General features: G+C 65.0%; 21 protein-coding genes. 11 read left to right on the top strand and 10 right to left on the bottom strand.

The genetic code is table 11. The features are described 5' to 3' along the window. Nucleotides 1-2: 2 nt before the first annotated feature. Entirely contained in the window at nucleotides 3-1,820 is a 1,818-nt protein-coding gene (locus ACZI8R_RS14850; RefSeq protein WP_463380456.1) for an AMP-dependent synthetase/ligase, read from the bottom strand. 14 nt (nucleotides 1,821-1,834) lie between these two features. Beyond that, nucleotides 1,835-2,311 carry a MarR family winged helix-turn-helix transcriptional regulator gene (locus ACZI8R_RS14855; protein ID WP_463380402.1) on the bottom strand — a complete coding sequence of 159 codons (477 nt, stop codon included), beginning with the start codon at nucleotides 2,309-2,311 and terminating at the stop codon, nucleotides 1,835-1,837. A 574-nt stretch (nucleotides 2,312-2,885) separates the two neighbouring features. Between ACZI8R_RS14855 and ACZI8R_RS14860 the strand changes: the two genes are divergently transcribed. Together ACZI8R_RS14860 and ACZI8R_RS14865 are read left to right on the top strand one after the other, a co-directional pair. Next, nucleotides 2,886-3,389 (top strand): GNAT family N-acetyltransferase, encoded by a 504-nt coding sequence (locus ACZI8R_RS14860; protein WP_463380403.1) that lies wholly within the window; start codon nucleotides 2,886-2,888, stop codon nucleotides 3,387-3,389. 65 nt (nucleotides 3,390-3,454) lie between these two features. Beyond that, a complete protein-coding gene (locus tag ACZI8R_RS14865; protein WP_463380404.1) occupies nucleotides 3,455-4,789 on the top strand; it encodes a DUF5691 domain-containing protein in 1,335 nt (444 codons plus the stop codon). A 34-nt stretch (nucleotides 4,790-4,823) separates the two neighbouring features. Here ACZI8R_RS14865 and ACZI8R_RS14870 read toward each other — a convergent pair whose 3' ends face one another. From ACZI8R_RS14870 to ACZI8R_RS14890, 5 genes are all read right to left on the bottom strand, one after another. Beyond that, complete coding sequence (locus ACZI8R_RS14870; protein WP_463380405.1) at nucleotides 4,824-5,051, bottom strand: hypothetical protein; 228 nt, start codon at nucleotides 5,049-5,051, stop codon at nucleotides 4,824-4,826. Nucleotides 5,052-5,224: 173 nt separating this feature from the next. Next, nucleotides 5,225-6,349, bottom strand: a complete 1,125-nt coding sequence (locus ACZI8R_RS14875) for an acyl-CoA dehydrogenase family protein (protein WP_463380406.1) — start codon at nucleotides 6,347-6,349, stop codon at nucleotides 5,225-5,227. An 8-nt stretch (nucleotides 6,350-6,357) separates the two neighbouring features. Further along, nucleotides 6,358-7,533 (bottom strand): acyl-CoA dehydrogenase family protein, encoded by a 1,176-nt coding sequence (locus ACZI8R_RS14880; protein WP_463380407.1) that lies wholly within the window; start codon nucleotides 7,531-7,533, stop codon nucleotides 6,358-6,360. 90 nt (nucleotides 7,534-7,623) lie between these two features. Beyond that, the gene (locus tag ACZI8R_RS14885; RefSeq protein WP_463380408.1) at nucleotides 7,624-10,131 is read right to left on the bottom strand and encodes an ABC transporter permease; all 2,508 of its coding nucleotides are present in this window, start codon (nucleotides 10,129-10,131) and stop codon (nucleotides 7,624-7,626) included. Nucleotides 10,132-10,173: 42 nt separating this feature from the next. After that, the gene (locus ACZI8R_RS14890; protein ID WP_463380409.1) at nucleotides 10,174-10,947 is read right to left on the bottom strand and encodes an ABC transporter ATP-binding protein; all 774 of its coding nucleotides are present in this window, start codon (nucleotides 10,945-10,947) and stop codon (nucleotides 10,174-10,176) included. Nucleotides 10,948-11,131: 184 nt separating this feature from the next. Between ACZI8R_RS14890 and ACZI8R_RS14895 the strand changes: the two genes are divergently transcribed. After that, nucleotides 11,132-11,935 carry a hypothetical protein gene (locus tag ACZI8R_RS14895; RefSeq protein WP_463380410.1) on the top strand — a complete coding sequence of 268 codons (804 nt, stop codon included), beginning with the start codon at nucleotides 11,132-11,134 and terminating at the stop codon, nucleotides 11,933-11,935. A 4-nt stretch (nucleotides 11,936-11,939) separates the two neighbouring features. Further along, nucleotides 11,940-12,329 carry a YchJ family protein gene (locus tag ACZI8R_RS14900; RefSeq protein WP_463380411.1) on the top strand — a complete coding sequence of 130 codons (390 nt, stop codon included), beginning with the start codon at nucleotides 11,940-11,942 and terminating at the stop codon, nucleotides 12,327-12,329. A gap of 9 nt (nucleotides 12,330-12,338) precedes the next feature. Here ACZI8R_RS14900 and ACZI8R_RS14905 read toward each other — a convergent pair whose 3' ends face one another. Then, nucleotides 12,339-12,770 (bottom strand): hypothetical protein, encoded by a 432-nt coding sequence (locus ACZI8R_RS14905; RefSeq protein WP_463380412.1) that lies wholly within the window; start codon nucleotides 12,768-12,770, stop codon nucleotides 12,339-12,341. Here ACZI8R_RS14905 and ACZI8R_RS14910 point away from each other — a divergent pair. The 5 genes from ACZI8R_RS14910 (at nucleotide 12,769) to ACZI8R_RS14930 (ending at nucleotide 18,424) form a co-directional block, all read left to right on the top strand. Then, nucleotides 12,769-13,260 (top strand): hypothetical protein, encoded by a 492-nt coding sequence (locus ACZI8R_RS14910; protein ID WP_463380413.1) that lies wholly within the window; start codon nucleotides 12,769-12,771, stop codon nucleotides 13,258-13,260. The genes ACZI8R_RS14905 and ACZI8R_RS14910 overlap by 2 nt on opposite strands. 234 nt (nucleotides 13,261-13,494) lie before the next feature. Then, nucleotides 13,495-14,409: an alpha/beta hydrolase family protein gene (locus ACZI8R_RS14915; RefSeq protein ID WP_463380414.1), complete on the top strand. Its 915-nt coding sequence runs from the start codon at nucleotides 13,495-13,497 to the stop codon at nucleotides 14,407-14,409. Nucleotides 14,410-14,496: 87 nt separating this feature from the next. Further along, nucleotides 14,497-15,786 carry an alpha/beta hydrolase gene (locus tag ACZI8R_RS14920; protein ID WP_463380415.1) on the top strand — a complete coding sequence of 430 codons (1,290 nt, stop codon included), beginning with the start codon at nucleotides 14,497-14,499 and terminating at the stop codon, nucleotides 15,784-15,786. Between the two features lie 46 nt (nucleotides 15,787-15,832). After that, nucleotides 15,833-16,435, top strand: coding sequence for an AMIN-like domain-containing (lipo)protein (locus ACZI8R_RS14925; RefSeq protein ID WP_463380416.1), 603 nt, complete (start codon nucleotides 15,833-15,835; stop codon nucleotides 16,433-16,435). A gap of 84 nt (nucleotides 16,436-16,519) precedes the next feature. Next, nucleotides 16,520-18,424, top strand: coding sequence for an ABC transporter ATP-binding protein (locus ACZI8R_RS14930; protein ID WP_463380417.1), 1,905 nt, complete (start codon nucleotides 16,520-16,522; stop codon nucleotides 18,422-18,424). Here the strand turns inward: ACZI8R_RS14930 and ACZI8R_RS14935 are convergent. Next, the gene (locus ACZI8R_RS14935) at nucleotides 18,413-18,799 is read right to left on the bottom strand and encodes a hypothetical protein (RefSeq protein ID WP_463380418.1); all 387 of its coding nucleotides are present in this window, start codon (nucleotides 18,797-18,799) and stop codon (nucleotides 18,413-18,415) included. The genes ACZI8R_RS14930 and ACZI8R_RS14935 overlap by 12 nt on opposite strands. 259 nt (nucleotides 18,800-19,058) lie before the next feature. On the opposite strand from ACZI8R_RS14935, the gene ACZI8R_RS14940 reads away from it, so the two are divergent. Beyond that, the gene (locus ACZI8R_RS14940) at nucleotides 19,059-19,721 is read left to right on the top strand and encodes a hypothetical protein (RefSeq protein ID WP_463380419.1); all 663 of its coding nucleotides are present in this window, start codon (nucleotides 19,059-19,061) and stop codon (nucleotides 19,719-19,721) included. A 36-nt stretch (nucleotides 19,722-19,757) separates the two neighbouring features. Here ACZI8R_RS14940 and ACZI8R_RS14945 read toward each other — a convergent pair whose 3' ends face one another. Further along, complete coding sequence (locus ACZI8R_RS14945; RefSeq protein ID WP_463380420.1) at nucleotides 19,758-21,518, bottom strand: DEAD/DEAH box helicase; 1,761 nt, start codon at nucleotides 21,516-21,518, stop codon at nucleotides 19,758-19,760. Between the two features lie 107 nt (nucleotides 21,519-21,625). Between ACZI8R_RS14945 and ACZI8R_RS14950 the strand changes: the two genes are divergently transcribed. After that, nucleotides 21,626-22,426, top strand: a complete 801-nt coding sequence (locus ACZI8R_RS14950) for a carbon-nitrogen hydrolase family protein (RefSeq protein WP_463380421.1) — start codon at nucleotides 21,626-21,628, stop codon at nucleotides 22,424-22,426. Nucleotides 22,427-22,435: the final 9 nt, after the last annotated feature.

Consider the following 22,435-nt stretch of genomic DNA (forward strand, 5'->3'; position numbering starts at 1 on the left):
CGCTACCGGCCGACCGAGGACTCGGCCTTCGAATACAGGCTTTCGATCTCGTCGGCGAAGTGCTCGGTGACCACGTTGCGCTTCACCTTCAGCGTCGCCGTCAGTTCGCCGTCCGCCTCGGTGAGATCGCGGTCGAGCAGAACGAACTTCTTGATCGACTCGGTGTGTGACACCTGCGAGTTCCCGTCGTCGACTGCCTGCTGAAGTTCGGCCCGCAATTGCTCGTCTTCCCGTAGGTCCGCGGGCGTTGCGTCGGAACTCTTGCCGTGCGCCGACTTCCACTTGTCGAACTCCGCGTCGTCGAGAGTGAGAAGCACTCCGACGAACGGACGCCCGTCGCCCACCACCACCGCTTGCGACACGATGGAATGCGAGCGAATGCGGTCCTCGAGCGGTCCGGGTGAAATGTTCTTCCCTCCGGCGGTCACGAGAAGATCCTTCTTGCGCCCGGTGATCGAGACGTATCCCTCGTCGTCGATGTCACCGAGATCGCCGGTGCGGAACCACCCCTCGTTCAGAGATTCCGCAGTCGCCTTCTCGTTTCGCCAGTAGCCGTCGAAGACGACCGGCCCACGCAGTTCGAGTTCGCCGTCTTCGGCGACCCGGACGCTGTTTCCGCCCAGCGGTTTGCCGACGGTGCCGATCTTCTGCTCGCCTGGGACGTTCACCGTATGCGCAGCAGTCGATTCCGTGAGTCCATAACCCTCGTACACCGGAACACCCATACCGCGGAAGAAGTGGCCGAGGCTCGGCACGAGCGCACCACCACCGGAGATCGCCCACCAGCAATCTCCGCCGAGGGCGGCCCTGAGCTTCGAATACACCAGTTTGTCGGCGAGAGCATGCTTGGCCTTCAGTATCACCGACGGCCCGCCCTGATCCTGAGCCTCGCTGTAGGCGACAGCCGTCGATTCGGCGAAGTCGAAGATCTTCTTCTTCAGCGAACCGCCATGGGCGGCTTGCTTGGCCGCGCCGTCACGGACCTTCTCGAAGACGCGCGGCACACCGAGAATGGTGTTGGGCGAGAACCGCTGAAACTGCTCGTCGACAGTTCCGAAGTCGGACCAATGTGCCTGTGTCGCGCCGGCTTCGAACATGGCGAGCGATACGGCGCGCGCGAGTACGTGCGCGAGCGGAAGGAACGTCAGCACCCGGTTGCCGGGTCGAGCAACGTCACCGATCGGCGCTGCGACGAGTGCCCGCACCTCGGAGAGAAAGTTTCGATGGGTCAGTACACAACCCTTGGGACGTCCCGTGGTTCCGGACGTGTAGACCAGCGATGCGAGATCGGATGCGGTGAGCGCGACGATCCGCTTGAACACCTCGGAATCGTCGACGGACAGCCCCTCCTTTATGAGGGTGCCGACGGCGTCCTGGTCGATGGTGAGCGTTCGCTTCAACGTGTACGGCGCTGCGTCACCGACGAAGTTCTCGGCATTCTCGGGCGTCTCCACCACGGCTGCGACGGCGCCCGAGTCCTCGATGATCCAGCGAATCTGGTCCTTGGACGACGAGTCGTAGATCGGAACCGATGCCGCTCCCGCCGCCCAGATCGCGTAGTCCAGAAGCGACCATTCGAAACGGGTCGACGACAGCAATGCGATGCGGTCGCCCGGCTCCACACCGTTCGCGATGAATCCCTTCGCGACGCCCATGACGAGGGCGGCGAAGTCCTTGGCATTCACGTCGACCCAGCCGTTCTTCTCGGGTCGTGAATAGACGACTCGATCCGGATTGCTCTCGGCCTGGGCGAACACCGTGAGAACGGCGTTCTCGTGGTCCGCAACGGTAAATGTCTCCGGGCTCGTGTACTCGCGCACGACTGTCCTCTCCGTCACTGTGTCGAACCTGCGTCGTCGGTCGGCCGATCGGCACTCTGACGAAATCGGCGAAGTTGGTGTGCAAACGAATCGATCTCGATCTCGGACCACGATCCGAGCCTCTCGGCCACCTGCCCCACACGCTGGTCGGTTGCCGAATCGAGCACACGGGATCCGGCTGCGGTGAGGGTCAGCGGATGACCGGCACGCAGCGGGCCCGACTGGGCGTGTACCCAGCCCTCCTCGGTACACACACGCAATTGGCGCGAGACCGTCGAGCGGTGGACACCGAACGCGTCGGAGATCTCGGTCGCCCGACAGCCCGGGTTCCGTGCAACGAAAGTGAGTAGCGAATGTTGTGCAAATGTCGGCGCACCTTCGGTGGGCCGATCCTCTACTACCAACTGACGCAGCAGGCGCACCAATTCGTCGTGCACGGCACCGACGCCCGAACGGCGCGTCGATTCACTTTCGGCCAGTACCTGTTGCACATCGCAACTGTAACCGGTCATTTGCTTTTGAACCACGAACACCAACTCTCGATTCGACATTTCGACAGCACTTCGTTCGAACAAGAGCACCAATTCGACACAGTCGGACGTCCATGCGCAAACAGCCCACATTCGCGAGGACCTCCCCTCGGAAAGAAACGAGAAACCGCAGACACACGTTCACGACCTGCACTTTTTCCGAGTCGATGATCAAACCTGCTCGTCAGAACCGAATCGACGAGCGGCCGGCCCATCGACCCGACAAGCCGCCGACAACGACACTTTCGGTGACCTGTACAACATTCGAGCTGGATGTGAGCGGTCCGTCTCGCAGCCACGAGAATCGGACATTCCGGCAGATTCAGGGAATGCAGAGCAACCATTCGGACGTGCAGAGCCCTCGACAATTCATGGAAATCGATCCGAATTGCGCTACGCAGACTCCGGGCACGCTGCGCAGGAGCGCATCATCGCCACCAGGTTTCGTTCGACCCGCTGCAGCTATCTCGCAGCGGCAACCCGCTGATGGGGAAAATCGGTTGTACACGGTGAATCGATCGCGCAGGGTGAACGCATGATCGTTCGCAGAGAGGTCTCCGGAGACATTCCCACCATCGCAGAGATTCATCGCCAGGCGTTCGACGGCGAAGAACCCGTCGAAGTGGGCCTCGTCGAGGCTCTCCGCGGCGACCAGGCATGGATTCCGCAGTTGTCGCTCGTCGCAGAAGTGCAGGGCTCCGTGGTCGGCCACGTGTGCATCACCGGCGGGCGTGTCGACGACGTGTCCGCATCGGCGCTCGGACCGATCGGCGTACTGCCGTCTCACCAGGGTTCCGGAGTGGGATCAGCGCTGATGCACGCTGCGCTCGGCGGAGCAGACGCACTCGGCCACCCGCTAGTCGCACTCCTCGGGCATCTCGACTACTACCCGCGCTTCGGGTTCGTTCCCGCGGACACCGTCGGAATCGCGCCCGAGGAACCGAACTGGACCTCACATTTCCAGGTCCGACCCCTGGGAACCTGGCGTTCGGACATCACCGGCACCTTCCACTACGCTCCCCCGTTTCTCGCGCTCTGAGACCCTGCGTCGACACGGGCCACGACGACGGCACAATGCTGCGGCGATGACATACGGTGAATCCCGTGAAATCGCCGCGCATCCTCACCCCGCGCGGCCACATCGAACCGGACGGTTCTTCGCGAGGTGATCGCACCCTCTCACGCGCCGCCGTGCAGGATCTGCGGACGCTCATGGCGGCCAAGTCATGGACGTTGCCGGAATGGTTCGCCGCCGCCGCGGCAGCCGACCTCAGGGCACCCGAAGACGCAGTCGCCGACCTACTCGAGATCGCCGCAGCGCACCCTGCCTATCGCGAGAACCTCATCCGACTCACCGGCCGGCACGGACAACGTCTCGCATCGGCAGATCCTGCCCTGTCGACGCTGCGCCGCCAGCCGCGATTCGACCCGAGCCCCTGGCGGGACGGCTCCTACCTCGAGCGATTCCACTGGCTTTCGCACGCCCGCACCATCGACCCGGCATCGGCCGTGCGGGAAGTCGAACGGACGTGGGCCACAGAGACCGGCGGCCATCGCGCAGCCTTCCTGTCCATTCTCGAAGCGGCACCCGTACCGGCGGACGAGGGCCTTCTCGAACGCGCTCTCGACGACGACCGCAAGGACGTACGCGAGAGGGCAGTCCAGATGCTGCGACAACTGCCGGACTCTGCCTATACGGACCGTATGGCGACAAGGGCAAGGACCTGGTTTCGGGTCGAGGACAAGCCACTTCGCACCCGGCTCGTCGTGCGGCTTCCCGGCTCGCTGGACTCGTCGGCCCGTCGCGACGGCATCGAGGACGTACATTTCAAGAACAAAGGAATCCGCAGCTGGTGGCTCCGTACCGTTGTCACTGCCACGCCGTTGGCGGTGTGGGAGGAGATGCTCGGGTCGGCAACAGCCGCTCTCGAAATTCCTATCGAATCACGGTGGCAGGCGGCGATGGCCGAGTCGTGGCGAGCGGCGACCACTACTCAGCAGAACGGCCGTTGGGCCGAGGCTTTTCTGATCCGAGACGGCAAGCGCATCGATCGGCGAGTCGCATCCCTCGTTCCCGGCCCGACCCTGACGGCCTATATCGGCTCGGGGAAGGCGGATTCGTACCTTCTGGGAGTCACCGGCAGTGCGCTGCTCGACGGACTCCCACATCCGTGGCCGAGGTCGGTAGCTCACCGAGTCGTCACGGCCCTGGAAGAGGTGGCCGCGCGGCAGGCGCGTTCGGGCAGAGCATTGGGTGCCGACTCGAGACAGAGCCACCACACCGTGATGCGATCGGCGGCGACCCATGTCCCACTCGGGTCGGCCGGACTGTTCGAGGAGGCCGCGGCGCGAGCCGCGGACCCTCAGTGGCGCGGCGCCTTTCTCGACGCTGCTGCCACCGTGAATCGTCGGCGACGCATGCTCGCCGAGTTGCGGTAGTAGATGGTTTCGGGCGCGATCCGAGAGCCGGACGTCAGCCCGCGGTACTGATTCGCGGGTCGGTCCGGCTCAATTCCACGTCCCTGTGGATCTCCGGGTGCGCGTCGGCGCGAATGCGGAGCAGGACGAGGCCTGACACAGAGGCGACGATGAGTGATGCGACGATCCATTCGACGTGCAGTTCGGCGATGCCGACAGCGGCGCCGATCAGTCCGATGGCGAACAGGCTCCACATGACGGTCTTGAATGCGGCGGACCCCATAACGGTGCTCCTTCGTACGTGTGCGAACTCTCCCCCACTCGTTCCGGGTTGCTGTTGCGGCTGAAACGTTAACCACGTCACACACCAGATCCGAGGACGACACGTCCGATATGACCGGTCCGATATCAATTCGAGACCTTGTACGGCAGTTCAGAGCAGTCGACCACAGCAGTTCAGAGCAGTCGGGCAGGCTCCGATACCGATGCTGCCAACACCCGAAGATGGTCGTCGCCGCCACCGAGCGTGTGCTCGATTGCGGTGAGCCGACCGACGTAGTGACCAACCGGGTACTCGGCGGTCATCCCGATGCCTCCGTGCATCTGGATCGCCTCCTGCCCGATCTGTCGCGCCGACCGGCTGATCTGCAGTTTTGCCCGTGACGCCACGAGTGGATCGACCTTCCCCGCAGCCAGGGACATCGTCGCGTACAGGCTCATGCTGCGCGCCAGTTCGAGGAGCACGTACAGGTCCGCTGCCCGATGGGTGAGCGCCTGGAACTTCGAGAGGGGAACGCCGAACTGCTTGCGGGTCTTCAGGTACTCCGTGGTGAGTCGCAAGGCTTCTTCCATCACCCCCACCGCTTCGGCGCACAGGGCGGCCTGCGCCCGGATCTCGCACACGTCGATCAGATGACGTGCATCCCCACCGGCACCGAGGGGTTCGGCGGTAGCACCGTCGAACGCAACCTGAGCACCACGTAGTCCGTCATGTGTTGCATACGAGCGGACCGTGACACCCGCCGCTTCCTTCGCCACCAGGAACAAGCCGATGTTCCCGTCCGGGCGGGCCGCACTGACGACGAAGGTCTGCGCATCGCCGCCGTGCGGTACCGGGTTCTTGAGCCCCGTCACCGTCCACCCCGCACTACCTTCTTCTGCGGTCGTGGCGGTCTTCGTGGACGGCCAACGCACCCCGGGTTCGTTGTGCGCGAACGCGAGTAGAAGTTCACCCGAGGACAGCGCGGGGAGAATGTCCGCGCGCTGATCGGCGCTGCCGCCGTCGGCCACGAGCCCGCCGGGGACGAGCACGGCATCGAGCACGGGTTCGGGCGCAAGCCTGCGACCGATCTCGGTCATGACAGACCCGATCTCGGTGGGTCCCGCACCCATTCCGCCATCGGATTCCTCGAACGGCAGCCCCAGAATCCCCAGTTCGGCCAGCTGCTTCCACACCTGCGGGCTCCAGCCTCGATCGGTCTCGATCACGGCATTGCGTTTCTCGGAGTCGTAGTTTCGGGCCAACACGTCACGAGTGGTGTCGCGCAACAGCTTCTGTTCGTCGTCGAGTGCGAAGTCCATGGGTTACCTCACAATCCGAGAATCGAGGAGGCGATGATGCTGCGTTGCACTTCGCTCGATCCGCTGTAGATGGACACCTTGCGGTAGTTCAGATACGTCGGGGCCGCGCGCTGCGCCCAGACCGGGGACGCGATGTCGGGACCCGCATCGAACGGCAGCGAGTCGTAGCCTGCGATATCGGTGAGCAGTTCGAGGGTCGCCTGCTGCAACTCCGAGCCGCGCAACTTGAGAAGTGACGATGCCGGATTGGGCTTCCCGTCCGCAGAACTCGCCACGACCCGCAGCTGAGTCAGTTCCAGCGCCACGATCTCGTTCTCGAGCTCCGCAAGTCGTGCCGCGAATAGTGGATCGCCCAGCAGCGTGCCGTCGCCGACCTCGATCTCGGCGGCCCTGGCACGTGCCGCCCCGAGCCGCACCTTCGAGAATCCGAGTCGGGTCACACCGGCGCGCTCGTTGCCGAGCAGGAATTTCGCGTAGCTCCACCCCTGGTTCTCTTCACCCACAAGGTTCTCCACCGGGATGCGCGCGTCCTCGAAGAAGACCTCGTTGACTTCGTAGCCACCGTCGATCAGCTTGATCGGTCGCACCGTGACGCCCGGCGTCGACATGTCGACGAGTACGAACGAGATGCCGGCCTGACGTTTGGGGGCATCGGGGTCCGTGCGCACGAGGCAGAAGATCCAGTCGGCGTGCTGGCCCAATGTGGTCCACGTCTTCTGACCGTTGATCACGTAATCGTCCCCGTCGCGGACCGCGCGGGTCTTGAGCGAAGCGAGGTCGGACCCCGCTTCGGGCTCGGAGAAGCCTTGGCACCACCAGATGTCGAGGTTCGCCGTCGGCGGGAGAAATTTCTCCTTCTGCTCCTGCGAGCCGAACGCAGCGATCACCGGGCCGACCATGTTCGCGTTGAACGCCAACGGTTCCGGCACCGATGCCAACTGCATCTCGTCGAGCCAGATGTGGCGTTGGATCGGGGTCCAGTCGCGACCTCCCCACTCGACAGGCCAGTGCGGCACGGCGAGCCCGTTGGCGTTGAGAATTCGATGCGATTCGACCATCGCATCACGTCCCAGCTCGTCACCGTTGGCGTAGCGAGTCCGGATCTCTTCAGGGATCTGCGTGGTGAAGAACGTCCGCATCTCGTCCCGGAACGCCAGTTCCTCGTCCGTCAGGTTCAGATTCATCGAGTGACCTCTCCGCTCCGCTGCCGCCGTCCACTGGCACGGTAGCCCGCCCCGCACGTGTGCGAGGGCGGACCGCCGACAATCCTTCCCCTACAAGTCGGAGATCGCTTCGAGCGGACGAGTACGTGCTGCGCGCGCGGCCGGCCACAGGGCGGCGAGCACTCCCACCACGCCGGAACCGATCAGCATCGCCGCGATCTGTCCCCACGGAACCGCCACTCGGTCGATTCCCTGGTCGGCCAACGTGCTGACGAATCCCCAGCCGAACGCGACACCGAGAATCACACCCACCACGGCACCGAAGACGGCGATGAGCATCGACTCGAGATAGATCGTGCGCCTCATCTGCGCACGCTGCATACCGACGGCCCGAAGCATTCCGATCTCGCGGCGCCGCTCCACCACCGACAGCGCCAGTGTGTTGACGATGCCGAGTACGGCGATCACCACCGCCAATGCCAGCAGCCCGTACAGAATGGCAAGCAGCATGTCGATCTGTTGCGCCTGAACGCCTTTGAACTCGTCCGCATCCATCACCTGAACCACGACGAACTGCTCGACCGCGGACTCGAGCTCTCCCCGCAACTGCGCGACGTCCGCCCCGTCCTTCGCATCGACGAACACCAGAACGTCCGGCAACGACGCGGCCGGCATCGTCTGGCGATAGACCTCGTCCGACACCATCCACGGGCCGAGGAGTTGGCTGTCTTCGTAGATTCCGGTGATCGTGGTCGTCACGGTGTTGTCGTCACCGTCCACCAGATCGACCTCGGATCCGAGTTTCCAGCCCCGCTTCTCGGCCTCGCTCTGCGACGCACTCATGCCCGTCCCGGTCACCTCGGGCGAACCCTCGACCATCGTGTAGTCGAGCACGCCGTCCAACGGTCCGTCGTAGGACACCCCGCGCTGGTCTTCGTCGTCGATCTTCACGGTCACGCCGTGCAGCGATACCGCGCTGCGCACGTCGTCCAACTTTCGAACGCCGGCCGCAGCACCCGAGGGAACCCCCGACATGTCGGGTCCCGAAAGGATGTAGTCGGCTGTGACCCCGACATCGACCAATTCGTTCACACTCGCCTTCGCGGACGAGCCGAACACTCCGATCACCGAGACCAGCATCAAACCCAGCGTCAAGGCGAAGGCCGTGGCCGCCGTCCTTCGTGGATTGCGCACCGCGTTGGTCCTGGCGAGCCGGCCGATCGAACCGAACGGCTTCGCGAACACCGACCCCAGTGCACCCACGACGGGACGGGACAGTGCGGGCGCACCGAGCAGCACGGCAAGGATCAAAGCCAATGCCGCACCGCCGACCAGTGCGGCGGCACCGTTGCCGGTTCCCTGCGCACCCACGATCAGACCGACGACGCCGAGAACGCCCAATCCGATGCCCGCAAACGTTCGCGTACGAAGAGATTCGCCGGTCGAGGCGAACTCTTCGCGCATCGCCGCAACGGGCGGCACTTTCGATGCCCGGCGGGCCGGCGCGTACGCACTCGCCGTGGTGACGATCACGCCCACTGCCAGGGCGACGAGAATCGTGCGCACGCCTACCTGCAGCGAGCCTTCGGGCAGACCGAGGTCGAATGCATTGAGGAGGCCGCGAAGACCGTAGGCGAGTCCGATTCCTGCCACGATGCCGAGCGCACTACCGATGAATCCGACGATGAGCGCCTCGAACACCACGGATCGAGCGATCTGCTGTTTGCTCGCGCCGACGGCCCGCAACAACGCCAACTCTTTCAGACGTTGCGCGACGATCATCGAGAAGGTGTTGTAGATGATGAAGGTGCCGACCAGCAACGCAATGGCACCGAAGGCAAGCAGGAAGTAGTTGACGAAGCTCAGGGCAGAGGCGATCCCGGCCTTGGTCTCCTCGCGCACCTCGTCACCCGTCTGGACCGTGTAGTCCGGCATCGCCGCAGCGAGGGCCTCCTGCAGTTCGGTCGGTGACCGACCGTCTCCTGCCACATCCACGTATTCGACGTGCCGGCCGTCGGTGAACAGGTCGAGGGCCTGCGACTCCGCGAACTCCACGCCGATGAATCCACCGGTCTCGCTGCCCGTGTCGTAGATCCCGGTCACGGTGACGTCGACCAAGCCGCGAGACGGCACGAGAATCCGGGTCTTCTCCCCCACTGTCAGCCCCGACCTCTCGGCCGCGCTCGTGTTGATCGCAACCTGCCCCGGTTCCTGTGGCGGTGCGCCGTCCACGATCGGATCCGGCTCCGACAGCGCCTTGTCCGGCGGCAGGTACGAGACGCCCATACTGGGCGCGCCTCCGGTCTGGACGGCACTGCCCTCCGAATTCAGCAGGACGACAGGCCCACTCGCGAAGGCCGATACTCGGCTTACACCGTCGACGTTCGCAATCTTGTCGATCTCTTCGGTCGGTATCCCGCGCGACGTCTCACCCTCGGTGGATACCCGCACGTCGACGCCTTGGGCAGTGTCGGCGAAAATCGAATCGAAAGTTCGCGCGAGAGTGTCGGTGAAAACGAAGGACCCGGCCACGAACGCCGTCCCGAGCACCACCGAGAGCACCGTCAGCGCGAGCCTGACCTTGTGAGCAGCCAGATTTCGCAGCGACACCTTGCGCATGGGGGATGTCGAACGGGACCGAGACGATCTCTGCGCCATTCGTCAGACCGCCGCGTCCGCGCCGGCGCCACTGCGAGCGGCAGGCTCGTCGAGGCGCTTCATCGTGTCCAGCACCGAATCTGCTGTCGGATCACGCAACTCGTCCACGATCTGCCCGTCCGCGAGAAACACCACACGGTCGGCGTAGGCGGCTGCCCTCGGATCGTGCGTCACGATCACGACGGTCTGCCCGAACTCGTCCACGGCCGCGCGGAGGATCGACAGCACTTCTCCCGAGGATTTCGAGTCGAGGTTGCCGGTCGGCTCGTCACCGAAGATGATCTCGGGCTGACCCGCCAATGCACGTGCACAGGCCACGCGCTGCTGCTGTCCACCGGACAATTCACTGGGCCGATGATCGAGTCGATCGTTCAAACCCAAGCGAGTGAGAACGCTGTCGAGCCACTTCTCGTCCGGCGCCCGGCCGGCGATGTCGAGCGGCAGCGTGATGTTCTCCAGCGCCGTCAGCGTCGGCACCAGATTGAACGCCTGGAACACGAACCCGATTCGATCCCTGCGCAGTGCCGTCATCTGCTTGTCCGTCAGGTCGGTCAGGTCGGTGTCCCCGATGAGCACCGACCCCGAACTCGCGGCATCCAGTCCTGCCAGGCAGTGCATCAGCGTCGATTTCCCGGAACCGGACGGGCCCATGATGGCAGTGAACTCCCCCTTCGCGAAGTCCGCGGACACCCCGGCCAGAGCATGGACGGTGGTGTCGCCTTCCCCGTAGGTCTTGGTCAGGTCGACCGCGCGGGCGGCTGCGGCATGCGTGCTCATGGGCACCTCTCGTGTTCCTCGGCTGCGAGCGACGGGGCTCCCGCACCATCTTGTCGAAAGCCGTGGCCGCCCGCCATCCGGTATCACCCTGAAATTCAGCCCGAAAGGAGTGGTCGTTCCTCGGACACCGCACTACTCGAGCGCGGATAATTCGAAATAGTCGAGTGGGGAACGAGGCGTAGCCATGATCGACAAATTTCTCGAATCACCGTTCGCAGGGCTGGCACCCTGGATCGTCATGGCCATGCTCGTCGGCCCCGATCGGTTCGAGGTAGCGGTATGCGCAGCGCTCGGACTATCGCTGCTTTTCACCTTCCTCGGCCACCGTCGCGGAACGTCGTTCAAGCTCCTGGAGCTGTTCGACATCGCCTATTTCGGCACTCTAGCGGCGATCGGCTTGTTCGCATCCGACGCATTGATCGATTGGCTGGAGAAGTGGTCCGGTGAAATGACCAACATCGCACTCGTGGTGTTCGCGTTCGGATCCATCCTGATCCGCAATCCGTTCACCCTCCAGTACGCGCGCGAACAGGTCCCGAAGGAATTGTGGGAGACGCCGGCGTTCTACAAGACCAACCGGGACATCACTCTGGTGTGGGCCCTGGCATTCGGAGTCAGCGCACTGGCGGGCCTCTACGCGGACATCGTGCTCGACCGCCCCGACGAGTTCTGGACCGCATGGATCATTCCGATCGGCGCCCTCCTGTTCGCGATCGCGTTCACGGAGTGGTACCCGGACGTCGTCGGCGCGCGCAGGGCGGCCGCTGCGGGCGACCCCTCCAAGCCCGTCCCGCCGTGGACGAAGCTGATCGAGTTCGTACCACCGTTCGTCGTCGCTGTCGGCATCGCGATGCTGGTGACCGACAACGATCCGGACTGGCTTGCGATTGTCCTGATCATCCTCGGAATCGTCGGCGGAGCCGCCTTGCGCAAGCGCTCGAAAGCCGAGGCTCCCTCGACGGCGAGGGCTCCGGTACCGCGACAATGAGGACATGACGACGACCTGTCCCTGCCGACTCGGCGAACCGTACGAAGAATGCTGCGGTCGGTACCACCGCGGCGAGGCGTCCGCACCCACCGCCGAACAACTCATGCGATCTCGGTTCAGCGCGTTCGCGGTGCACGACGTCGACTACCTACTTCGTTCGTGGCATCGAAGCACCCGTCCTGCCACCCTCGAACTCGATCCGGATCAGCGCTGGATCCATCTCGAAATCCTCCGAACCGAACGCGGTTCCCTCTTCGACGAGGACGGAACCGTAGAGTTTCGAGCTCACTACCGACAGGACGGACGACGAGACTCCCTCCACGAGGACAGCCGCTTCGTGAAGGAAAATGGCGAGTGGTTCTACGTGGACGGCACTATCGCCGACGACGACTGACAGAACGAACTACTGTCCGTTCTCCTCCGGATCGGTGCCCGCACCGTGGTTCGGGTTGGTGCAGATCGTGCCCTCACACGGCACCTCGGAACCGTCGCCGTTCGGATTGGGCATCACCGCACCGCCGTTTTCCTCCGGGTTCGGGCCGGCGCCGTGGTTGGGATTGGTGCAGATCGTGCCCTCACACGGGACCACCGAACCGTCGCCGTTCGGATTGGGCATCACCGCACCGCCGTTCTCGTCCGGGTTCGGGCCGGCGCCGTGGTTGGGATTGGTGCAGATCGTGCCCTCACACGGGACCACCGAACCGTCGCCGTTCGGATTGGGCATCACCGCACCGCCGTTCTCGTCCGGGTTCGGGCCGGCGCCGTGGTTGGGATTGGTGCAGATCGTGCCCTCACACGGAACCTGGGAGCCGTCCCCGTTCGGATTGGGCATCATGCCCCCTGGAACCATCGATTCCTCGGCCGGCGCGGTCGTCGAGGACTCTTCGGTGGTCGTCGTCTCGCTCGTTGTCGTCGTAGTCGTAGTCGTAGTCGTGTCCGTATCGGAAGCGTCGTCACTACAGGCCGGCAAGAGGAGCACGGCGGCCGCAGCCAGGATCATCGTGTATTTCTTCACGGGTTGCCTTTCGTGTCATTCCGGTGGAGCGAGCTCACCCCGAGAGTCCGGACCGGGCGGGGCATTGGTGGGGACCGCATCGGTCGGAACCTCGCTCGCCGCAGGCGGACTCGGCGGTAGCGTCTTCGCGATACTCTCCTGCTCCGGGCTGTACCCGGGACAGCCCTCGTACGGACTCGGGATGTCCGGGGAGGCGCCGAAACACAAGCTGTTCGGATCTTCTGGATCGAACGAATCCTGGCGACCGGGAAACGGCGAATCGGTGTTCGCAGCCGGCGCGGAGGTCGTACGGCCTGTCGCCGGGGCCTGAGTCCCCCCGTCGTTGCCACACGCCGACAGGGACACCAACGCAATCGCTGCCACGATCGTTGCCGAGCGCTTCATCCGCCACTCCCACCGGTTCGTCCGAGTTTCTGGCCGGTACCAACCTAGTGCCGAACACCTCGGAAATGTCCGAGAACGCCCAAGCAGTCCCCGGCGAACCTCAGCGCCCGCCCCGAGGTCGGGTTAGCCTGCAGACGTGTTCGGACCAGGAAGCGCACCCTTGCCAAGATCGAATGTCGGGCGACGCCGACACCGGTGGCTCGCCGGCCTTGCCGCATTGACGATCGCGGCCCCGGCGGCGGCCTGCTCCGCCGACACGAAACCCACGGACGCGCCCGCCCCGGTCGAAACGTCTCCCATTCACATCGCCTACGGCGACACCCCCGACAACTACGGCGAGCTGTATCTCCCGGAAGGTTCGGACGACGACATCCCGGTCGTCGTGATGATCCACGGCGGCGGGTGGCTCGAAGACCACGACCTGTCCTATTTCAGACCGCTGTCCGCCTCGCTCGTCGAGGAAGGTGTCGCGGTCTGGAACATCGAGTACCGCCGAGTCGACGGCGCCGGTGGCTGGCCGGTGACGCTCGCCGACGTGGACGACGCAACAGAGGCTCTGGCCACCGTCGTACAGGAGAAGTCGGGGAACCGGCTCGACCTCGACCGTGTGCATCTGGCCGGGCATTCCGCAGGTGGCCACCTCGCGGCGTGGGTGGCCGGACGGCACACCTTCCCGCCCGGAGCCCCCGGCGACGACCCACGGATCGAGCCGCGCAGTGCCACCATCATGGCCGGAGTGTTCGACCTCGGGCTGGCCGCCACACGCGGCCACGACGTTTTCGTGCGCAATCTCCTCGACGGCCTGCCCGACGACCACCCTGATCGGTACGAGGTGGCGTCACCGATCGACCACCTACCCATCGACCTGCCCGTCACCGCGCTGCACGGTGACAACGATCAGACGGTGTCCATCGACCAGAGCCGCAACTACACCGCTGCGGCCGTTGCCGCCGGCGACCCGGCACGGTTGCACGTACTCCCGAACACCGGACACGGCGATTTCGGCAATCCGGACAGCGCCGCCTGGGCCACATCGCGAGCCGCGATCCTCGCGCACGTCGGAAACGGAGACTGACCCGCTCGGCAGAGAGACCCTCCCGTATACCTGGAGTGCGGAGAAACGGCCCGGTGGGCCACCGGTAGGCACAGGAGTATCACCGACATGGGAGCACTCGAGGACACCTCGTTGATCGACGGGTGGTTGCCGATCGCACTGACCGTTGCCGCAGCCGTGTCCCTCGTATGGCTGTTCGCTCGCCGCAGCCGCTCGTGGTGGCGACTGTGGGTTCCGGGGTGTCTGGCTGCGACCGCCGTGGTGACCGTCGCGGTGTACGTGGTCGTGGAGAAGATCTGGCATCCGTTCCCGGACCCGCTCTCTCGCAGCGTCTACCTGTGGATCGGTGTCGGTCTCCTCGCCGTCGTACTCGGGGTCGCCCGCATGGTCGTCGACCACGGGGTTCTCCGTCGGATCGTCACCCTGGCAGCGTCGCTCCTGGTAGTTGCGAGCGCCGCAGCGCACGTGAACCTCGAGTTCGACGCCTACCCCACCGCCGCGAGCCTCTTCGGGCCGTCCGTCAACGCTGTGCCGTTCGACGAAGTACCGGAGTCCACCAGGCCGCCTTCGGTTCCGGTCGATCAGTGGTCGCCGACTCCCGATATGCCCACCGAGGGCAAGGTTGCCACCACGGCGATCCCCGGCACCGTTTCCGGGTTCTCCGCTCGCGATGCCGAAATATATCTGCCACCTGCCTACTTCACCTCGCCGCGGCCACAGCTGCCCGTGCTGGTCCTCCTCGCCGGCCAGCCCGGCGCGCCACAGGACTGGCTCGTCGGCGGTGAACTCACCCGGACCATGGACGGATTCGCTGCGAACCACGACGGCCTCGCACCCGTCGTCGTGGTCGCCGACGGCACCGGGTCGGAAATCGCCAATCCCCTGTGCGTCGACTCGCCGCTCGGCAACGTCGCGACATATCTGGCCCAGGACGTGCCCACCTGGATCCGCACGAACCTCGATGTGAGCCGCGACCCGAAAACGCTGACGATCGGCGGCCTCTCGTACGGCGGCACCTGCGCACTCCAGATGGTGACCAACCACCCGGAGGTGTACCCGAGCTTCATCGACCTGTCCGGCCAGATCGAACCGACCCTCGGCGACCGCCAGAAGACGATCGACACCGCCTTCGGCGGCAATGCCGAGGCCTTCGCTACGGTCGACCCGATGCACCTGTTGCAGACGCGAAAGTATCCCGGAGTCGCAGGAGCCTTCGTCGTCGGGCGTCAGGACAACGAGTACCGCCCCGGTCTGCAGACCGTGTACCAGGCCGCGAAGGACGCGGGAATGGACGTCCACTACCTGGAAGTCGACGGCGGACACAGCTTCGCAGTGTGGTCGGCCGGATTGAAGAGCCAACTCGACTGGCTGGCTCAGCGGACGGGTCTGACTCGCTGAGCCGGCGCACCACGATCCGGCGCGGTCGCGGGCTTACGATCGGACGATGACCCGGACGACTTCGAAGCGCCTCGCCCCGTTCGCCGCAATCGCGGTATGTGCCCTCACGGTCGGCCTGGCCGGCTGCGCCGAGAGCGAATCCGCACCGAACGCGACATCGAGCGTCGTAGCAGGCACCACGTCCGCTGCCGCCGAGGACGAAGGTTCGGTTCCCACGGACACCGCGCCGAAGGAATCTCCGGGCGACGACGAATCGGCCCTCACGGTCACCGACATTCGCGTCGGCGAACACGAGGGCTTCGACAGAGTCGTCTACGAACTCGGGGGCGAGGGCTCACCCGGATGGCAGGTCGAATACGTGGACTCGGCCGTCCAGGACGGCAGCGGCCGTCCGATCGAGGTGGGTGGCCAAGCAATTCTGCAGGTCCGGATCCAAGGGTCCGCGTATCCGTTCGAGAGCAAGGTCGAGCCGTACTCCGGACCCGATCCGGTTCCCGGAATTCCCGGTGGAGTGATCTCGGACGTCAACGGATCCCTGGTGTTCGAGGGCGTCACCCAGTCGTTCATCGGTGTCGCCGAGAAGGGTCGACCGTTCGCAGTGAGCACACTGTCCGATCCGACGCGTCTGGTCGTCGACGTCGCAAAGTAGCTTGACCTCGAGTCCACTTCAGGTTCTACGGTTTGTGTCGTAGCCCTCCCCTAGCGTGGGAGGCCGGCGACAGGAGAAGACCGCATGAGCATGGAAGTCACCGCGTGGAACGCGATGTACAACGCGATGCACGCGCAAGAGGATCGGCGGCCCTTCTCCAGAGCGACACTGGGGCGGATCGGGCGATTCGCACTTCCGCACCGCCGCCCGCTCGTGTGGTTTCTCGTTGCCAGCGTGGCGACTGCCGCTCTCGCAGTGGCCACACCGGTCCTCGCCGGCCGGGTCGTCGATGCCATCGTGAACGGAGACGAGATCGCCGTCGTGGTACGACTGGCCGTCCTGATCGCCATCATCGCGCTCCTGGAGGCGGCGCTGGCCCTTCTCACCCGTTGGCTGTCGTCGACCATCGGAGAAGACCTCATCCTCGATCTGCGGACCGCGGTGTTCGATCACGTCCAACGCATGCCGGTCGCCTTCTTCACCCGCACCCGCACCGGGGCGCTGGTGAGTCGGCTCAACAACGACGTCATCGGTGCTCAGCGCGCATTCAGTGACACCCTTTCCGGCGTCGTCAGCAACGTGGTCACGCTGGCCATCACGCTCGTCGTGATGCTCGGAATTTCCTGGCAGATCACGCTTCTCACTCTGTTACTGCTCCCCATCTTTGTGCTGCCGGCACGGCACATGGGCGCCCGCCTGGCACAGCTCAGCCGTGAAGCGGCCAACCACAACTCGGTCATGAGCACCCAGATGACAGAACGGTTCTCCGCTCCGGGAGCCACCCTGGTCAAGCTCTTCGGCCGTCCGAGGGAGGAATCGACCGAGTTCGCGGTACGAGCCCGGCGGGTTCGCAACATCGGGGTCCGAACCGCCATGCTGCAGTCGATCTTCGTCACCGCACTCACCCTGGTCTCGGCACTGGCGCTGGCGCTCGTGTACGGACTCGGCGGCTTCTACGCTCTGCGTCAGCAATTGGACGCGGGCGCCGTGGTGGCCATGGCAATGTTGCTCACCCGCCTCTATTCGCCACTGACCTCCCTTGCGAGCGCCCGCATGGACGTCATGAGCGCGCTAGTCAGCTTCGAGCGGGTGTTCGAGGTGCTCGATCTCGAACCGCTCATCGCAGAGAAGCCGGATGCCATCGAGATGCCCACCGGCCCCGCGTCCGTCGAGTTCCGCAACGTCTCGTTCGCCTATCCTTCGGCGGATCGCGTATCGCTTGCCTCGCTCGAAGAGGTGGCCACACTCGACACCAGGGGTGGGGTCGAAGTGCTCCACGACATTTCTTTCCGGGCCGAGCCCGGCCAGATGATCGCCCTCGTCGGTTCGTCGGGTGCCGGAAAGTCCACCGTTGCAGGACTCGTCCCGCGTCTCTACGACGTCGACAGCGGTTCGATAGAGATCGCGGGTGCCGACGTCCGCGACGTCACGAGCGATTCGCTGCGTACGACCGTCGGCATGGTGACCCAGGACGGTCACCTCTTCCACGACACCGTACGTGCGAATCTGTTGCTGGCCAGGCCGGACGCGCCCGCGAGTGAGCTCGCGGAGGTCCTGGAGCGAGCACGCCTCACCGACCTGATCGATTCACTACCGGACGGACTGGACACCGTCGTCGGCGAACGCGGTTACCGACTCTCCGGCGGCGAGCGGCAGCGCCTCACCATTGCTCGTCTGCTGCTCGCGCATCCTCGGGTCGTCATCCTCGACGAAGCCACCGCACACCTCGATTCCACCTCCGAGGCCGCTGTACAGGAGGCGCTCGGCGAAGCACTCGTCGGTCGAACCTCGATCGTGATCGCGCACCGCTTGTCGACGGTGCGGGCCGCCGATCTCATTCTCGTCGTCGAAGACGGGCGGATCGTCGAGCGTGGAAACCACGATCAGCTCATCGAGCGGCGCGGGCGGTACGAGGAGCTTTACCGCACCCAGTTCGACACCGGCCGGGGCCGCGATACGGACCCACGGTTCGCGCCGTCACTCACGTGAGGGATGTGTAGTAGAAGGGTGCGTGTCCACCAATGCGTCGTCCCGTTCGGCACGGAGAATATGCACTATCCGTGACCACACCGATTCGACGGTGAGCAGGACCGCGCACAGGATCGAGAGCGTGCCGGGAACGAAGACGAGCAGATCGTCGATCCGATCCCAGGCCGCCGGACTCCACAACGCCACCCAGGTCAACATCAACGCGACCACCGTCGACAGTTCGCCGACGAACGTCAGGACGACGAACGCGATCGCGGCGTTCCGATGCCTGTGGACCGCTTTACGGGAGAAGTGGAAGTTCGCGGCGAATGCGAGCAGCAGCACCGCGAACAACGAGAGAAGAAGACCGAGGTCATCGGCCGTCAGTGTCCGCACGGCACCCCCTGATCGTGTCGGACCCTCTACCGGCAGAAAGGTCCAGTTCGTCCAGTATGCCCTGAAACCCGCTTCACAGCGGTGATCGCTCAGCGGTTGCCGACAGTACGAAACAGGACGTGACCGTCGACATGCTCACGGAGTCCGGACGCCGCCCCTCACGTTTCGACTGACTCTGGGGTAAGTTCTCCGCGCGGGTGATCATCGGGGATCTACTCGCAGGTCGATCTGCCCGTGACGGGCAGCGAGGAGTAAACAGGTGGATTTTCAAGGGTGGACTCGGCGTGCGCTCGGCGCAGCAACCGTCGGAATCGCGATAACGCTGGGCGCTTCGGCCCCAGCCGCGGCCGCCCCACCCACCTCGGGACTTTCCGGATTCGACGAGCTCGGAGAAAAGGCCGACAGCGCACCTGCCCGCGTCGCGATCGAGGCACTCGCCGCATCGAGCGCGCTGTCCGACGTCGCGAACGAGTACACACCGTTCTTCTACACCGCACCCACGATCGGCTGCGGAACCACCGCACCGGTCACCATGACCATGGCGTCCGCAACCACTGGCCCTTCGGCAACCGTCGGTGCGAACGAGGTCAGTTTCCAGGCACTGTCCGCATACCCGGGCGTCGTGACCGCGTCGGGTCTGAGCGTCGCGTGGGTCAACACGACCACCGGAGCCAGCGGAATCAACGTGCTGGACGGGACCACGGAAGGTGGTTACCCGTCCCTGGCCAAGACCGTGCACACCGGAGCGGGAACGGTAGTTGCCGCACTCTTCGGCTCCGTCAACTACCCGACGGCCGTGTGCCACGTTCTGCCCACTGTGGGCTCGTTCTTCGTTCCGAAGGACGGCCCGCTGCCCGCCGAGGCCGCGGCCGAGAGCGCGCCCGCACCCGTGGAGACAGGCGCGGCCACTCCCCCCGCCTGAGTTCGAACCGACGTACCCCGGCCGAGCCGCACAGAATTATCTGTGCGGCTTGCGCTTTCCATCACGGTCACGGTCACGACCGAAGCGACCACCGGAGCGGTCGTCACGTCCCTGCCTGCCTGACGGCGGCCCCTGGTCGGGCTGCAACTGAATCAGCACACCGGAGATCCGGGTGCGGCGGAGCGCCTCGAGCGTCTCGCGAGACAGGTCGGCCGGCAACTCGACGAGGCTGTGGTCGGGACGAATACTGATGTGCCCGAAATCGCTGCGCCGGAGACCACCTTCGTTCGCGATCGCTCCCACGATGGCACCGGGCACCACGCGATGCCGCTTGCCGACGGCGATTCTGTAGGTCGCCAACTCCTGTCCGTCCGGACCCCGCGAGTGCTTCGGAGGGCCGTCGTCGAAACGTCGCGCCGGCCGATCCCGGGGCTCGCGTTCCCGGCGCGGCGGGGGCGGCGGCTCCGGATCCATGAGGAACGCTTCGCCGTCGAGGGACTGCACGGCAAGAGCGGCCGCGATGTCTGCGAGCGGCACGTCGTGTTCGCGTTCGTAGTCTTCGATCATTCCGCGGAACATCGCCAGATTGTCCGAAGTCAGGCTCTCGGTGATCGAATCGCCGAACTTCGAGACGCGCTGGGCGTTGACATCCTCGACGGTGGGCAACTGCATCTCGGCGAGCGGCTGACGGGTTGCCCGCTCGATGGCCTTGAGCAGGTGACGCTCACGCGGTGCGACGAAGAGCAATGCTTCGCCGGCACGCCCAGCTCGTCCGGTTCGGCCGATGCGGTGAACGTACGACTCCGTGTCGTGCGGGATGTCGTAGTTGACGACGTGAGAGATCCGGTCCACATCGAGTCCACGGGCCGCGACATCGGTCGCCACGAGGATATCGAGCGCACCACTCTTGAGCTGACCGATCGTGCGTTCACGCTGCGTCTGAACGATGTCACCGTTGATTGCGGCGGCCGAGAAGCCGCGTGCCCGCAGTCGTTCTGCCAGATCTTCGGTGGCCTGCTTGGTGCGGACGAAGATGATCATCGCCTCGAAGGACTCGACCTCGAGAATTCGGGTGAGCGCGTCCAGCTTCCGCTGGTGTGCCACCTGAACGTAGCGCTGCGAAATGTTGGAGGCCGTCGACGTCTTCGACTTGACCGTGATCTCGACGGGATCGTGCAGGTACTGCTTCGAAATCTTCCGGATCGCGCCGGGCATCGTGGCGGAGAACAGCGCCACCTGCTTGTATTCGGGAGTGTCGGACAGGATGCGTTCGACGTCCTCCTGAAAGCCCATCTTCAGCATCTCGTCGGCCTCGTCGAGTACGAGGTATGCGAGCTGCGAGAGGTCGAGCGTGCCCTTCTCCAGGTGGTCGATCACACGCCCCGGCGTGCCCACCACGACGTGCGCGCCGCGACGCAGGCCGGAGAGCTGCACCCCGTAGCTCTGACCGCCGTAGATGGGCAGCACGTGAAGTCCGGGGATGTGCGCCGAGTACTTGCCGAATGCCTCCGCCACCTGCAATGCGAGTTCCCGGGTTGGAGCCAGGACCAGGGCCTGCGGCGACTTCTGCGACAGATCGATCCGCGAAAGGATCGGGACTGCGAAGGCCGCCGTCTTGCCGGTACCGGTCTGGGCGAGACCCACGACATCGTTGCCGGCGAGGAGCGGCGGGATCGTGGCTGCCTGGATCGGTGAGGGCGACTCGTACCCCACGTCGGACAGTGCCTTCAGAACCCGATCGTCGATGTCGAGGTCGGCAAAAGTGGGGTGCTCGGTGTCTTGCTCGTTCTCACTCATTGACCAGCAGTTTAGTGCACGTCGCCCAGCTCGTCCGACAGCCCGCGCAAATCCGCCGCAAACCGGGGCGGATGCCAGGCCCCCTCGAGTCGCCTAGCGTAGGTGTCATGGTCGAAGTCGGGATAGCTCAGTTCGGTCCGGGCCAGGACAAGCGCGAGAACTTGCGGGCCGTACGCACCTTGGCTCGGCAAGCCGCTGACCGCGGCGCTCGTGTCGTGGTGGCGCCCGAGTACTCGATGTTCACCGCCCCGCGTGTCGACGAACGGATCGTCGCCGCGGCCGAGCCACTCGACGGTGAATTCGTGACCGGACTCACCGAGATCGCCGCGGACCTGAACATCCACCTCGTCGCCGGCGTCGCAGAGCAACTGTCGACGGACAATCGCATCTCCAACACTCTCGTCGCGGTGTCGCCCGCGGACGATCTGGTGGCCGTGTACCGCAAACTGCACCTCTACGACGCCTTCGGGTTCCGCGAATCCGACGTGATCCGGCCGGGTCCGATAGAGGAGCCCGAGACCTTCACCGTCGACGGCCTCACTTTCGGAATGCAGACGTGTTACGACGTTCGGTTCCCCGAGACGACGAGACGCATCGTCGATGCGGGCGCGACTGTGCTGGCACTGCCCGCCCAATGGATCCCCGGCCCGCTGAAAGAGGACCACTGGACGACCCTCGTGCGTGCGCGGGCGATCGAGAACACCGTGTACGTCCTCGCGGCCGACCAGTGCGGGCGTGGGGGCGCGGGCAACAGCATGATCGTCGATCCGATGGGCGTGGTGTCCGCGTCGTTGGGTGAATCCGTCGGGGTCGCGACCGCCGAACTCTCGGCCGATCGCGTGAACTCGGTTCGGGAGACGAATCCGGCCCTCGAACTCCGCCGGTTCGGGGTCACCGGTCGCGGGTAACGTCGACAT

This window comes from Rhodococcus huquni (assembly GCF_055231055.1).

Excerpts from the sequence above, each read along its gene's own strand:
- ACZI8R_RS14860 (WP_463380403.1), top strand. The coding sequence starts at position 2,886 with ATGATCGTTCGCAGAGAGGTCTCCGGAGACATTCCCACCATCGCAGAG.
- ACZI8R_RS14870 (WP_463380405.1), bottom strand. The coding sequence starts at position 5,051 with ATGGGGTCCGCCGCATTCAAGACCGTCATGTGGAGCCTGTTCGCCATC.
- ACZI8R_RS14875 (WP_463380406.1), bottom strand. The coding sequence starts at position 6,349 with ATGGACTTCGCACTCGACGACGAACAGAAGCTGTTGCGCGACACCACT.
- ACZI8R_RS14880 (WP_463380407.1), bottom strand. The coding sequence starts at position 7,533 with ATGAATCTGAACCTGACGGACGAGGAACTGGCGTTCCGGGACGAGATG.
- ACZI8R_RS14885 (WP_463380408.1), bottom strand. The coding sequence starts at position 10,131 with ATGCGCAAGGTGTCGCTGCGAAATCTGGCTGCTCACAAGGTCAGGCTC.
- ACZI8R_RS14890 (WP_463380409.1), bottom strand. The coding sequence starts at position 10,947 with ATGAGCACGCATGCCGCAGCCGCCCGCGCGGTCGACCTGACCAAGACC.
- ACZI8R_RS14895 (WP_463380410.1), top strand. The coding sequence starts at position 11,132 with ATGATCGACAAATTTCTCGAATCACCGTTCGCAGGGCTGGCACCCTGG.
- ACZI8R_RS14900 (WP_463380411.1), top strand. The coding sequence starts at position 11,940 with ATGACGACGACCTGTCCCTGCCGACTCGGCGAACCGTACGAAGAATGC.
- ACZI8R_RS14910 (WP_463380413.1), top strand. The coding sequence starts at position 12,769 with ATGCCCCCTGGAACCATCGATTCCTCGGCCGGCGCGGTCGTCGAGGAC.
- ACZI8R_RS14905 (WP_463380412.1), bottom strand. The coding sequence starts at position 12,770 with ATGATGCCCAATCCGAACGGGGACGGCTCCCAGGTTCCGTGTGAGGGC.
- ACZI8R_RS14920 (WP_463380415.1), top strand. The coding sequence starts at position 14,497 with ATGGGAGCACTCGAGGACACCTCGTTGATCGACGGGTGGTTGCCGATC.
- ACZI8R_RS14925 (WP_463380416.1), top strand. The coding sequence starts at position 15,833 with ATGACCCGGACGACTTCGAAGCGCCTCGCCCCGTTCGCCGCAATCGCG.
- ACZI8R_RS14930 (WP_463380417.1), top strand. The coding sequence starts at position 16,520 with ATGAGCATGGAAGTCACCGCGTGGAACGCGATGTACAACGCGATGCAC.
- ACZI8R_RS14945 (WP_463380420.1), bottom strand. The coding sequence starts at position 21,518 with ATGAGTGAGAACGAGCAAGACACCGAGCACCCCACTTTTGCCGACCTC.
- ACZI8R_RS14950 (WP_463380421.1), top strand. The coding sequence starts at position 21,626 with ATGGTCGAAGTCGGGATAGCTCAGTTCGGTCCGGGCCAGGACAAGCGC.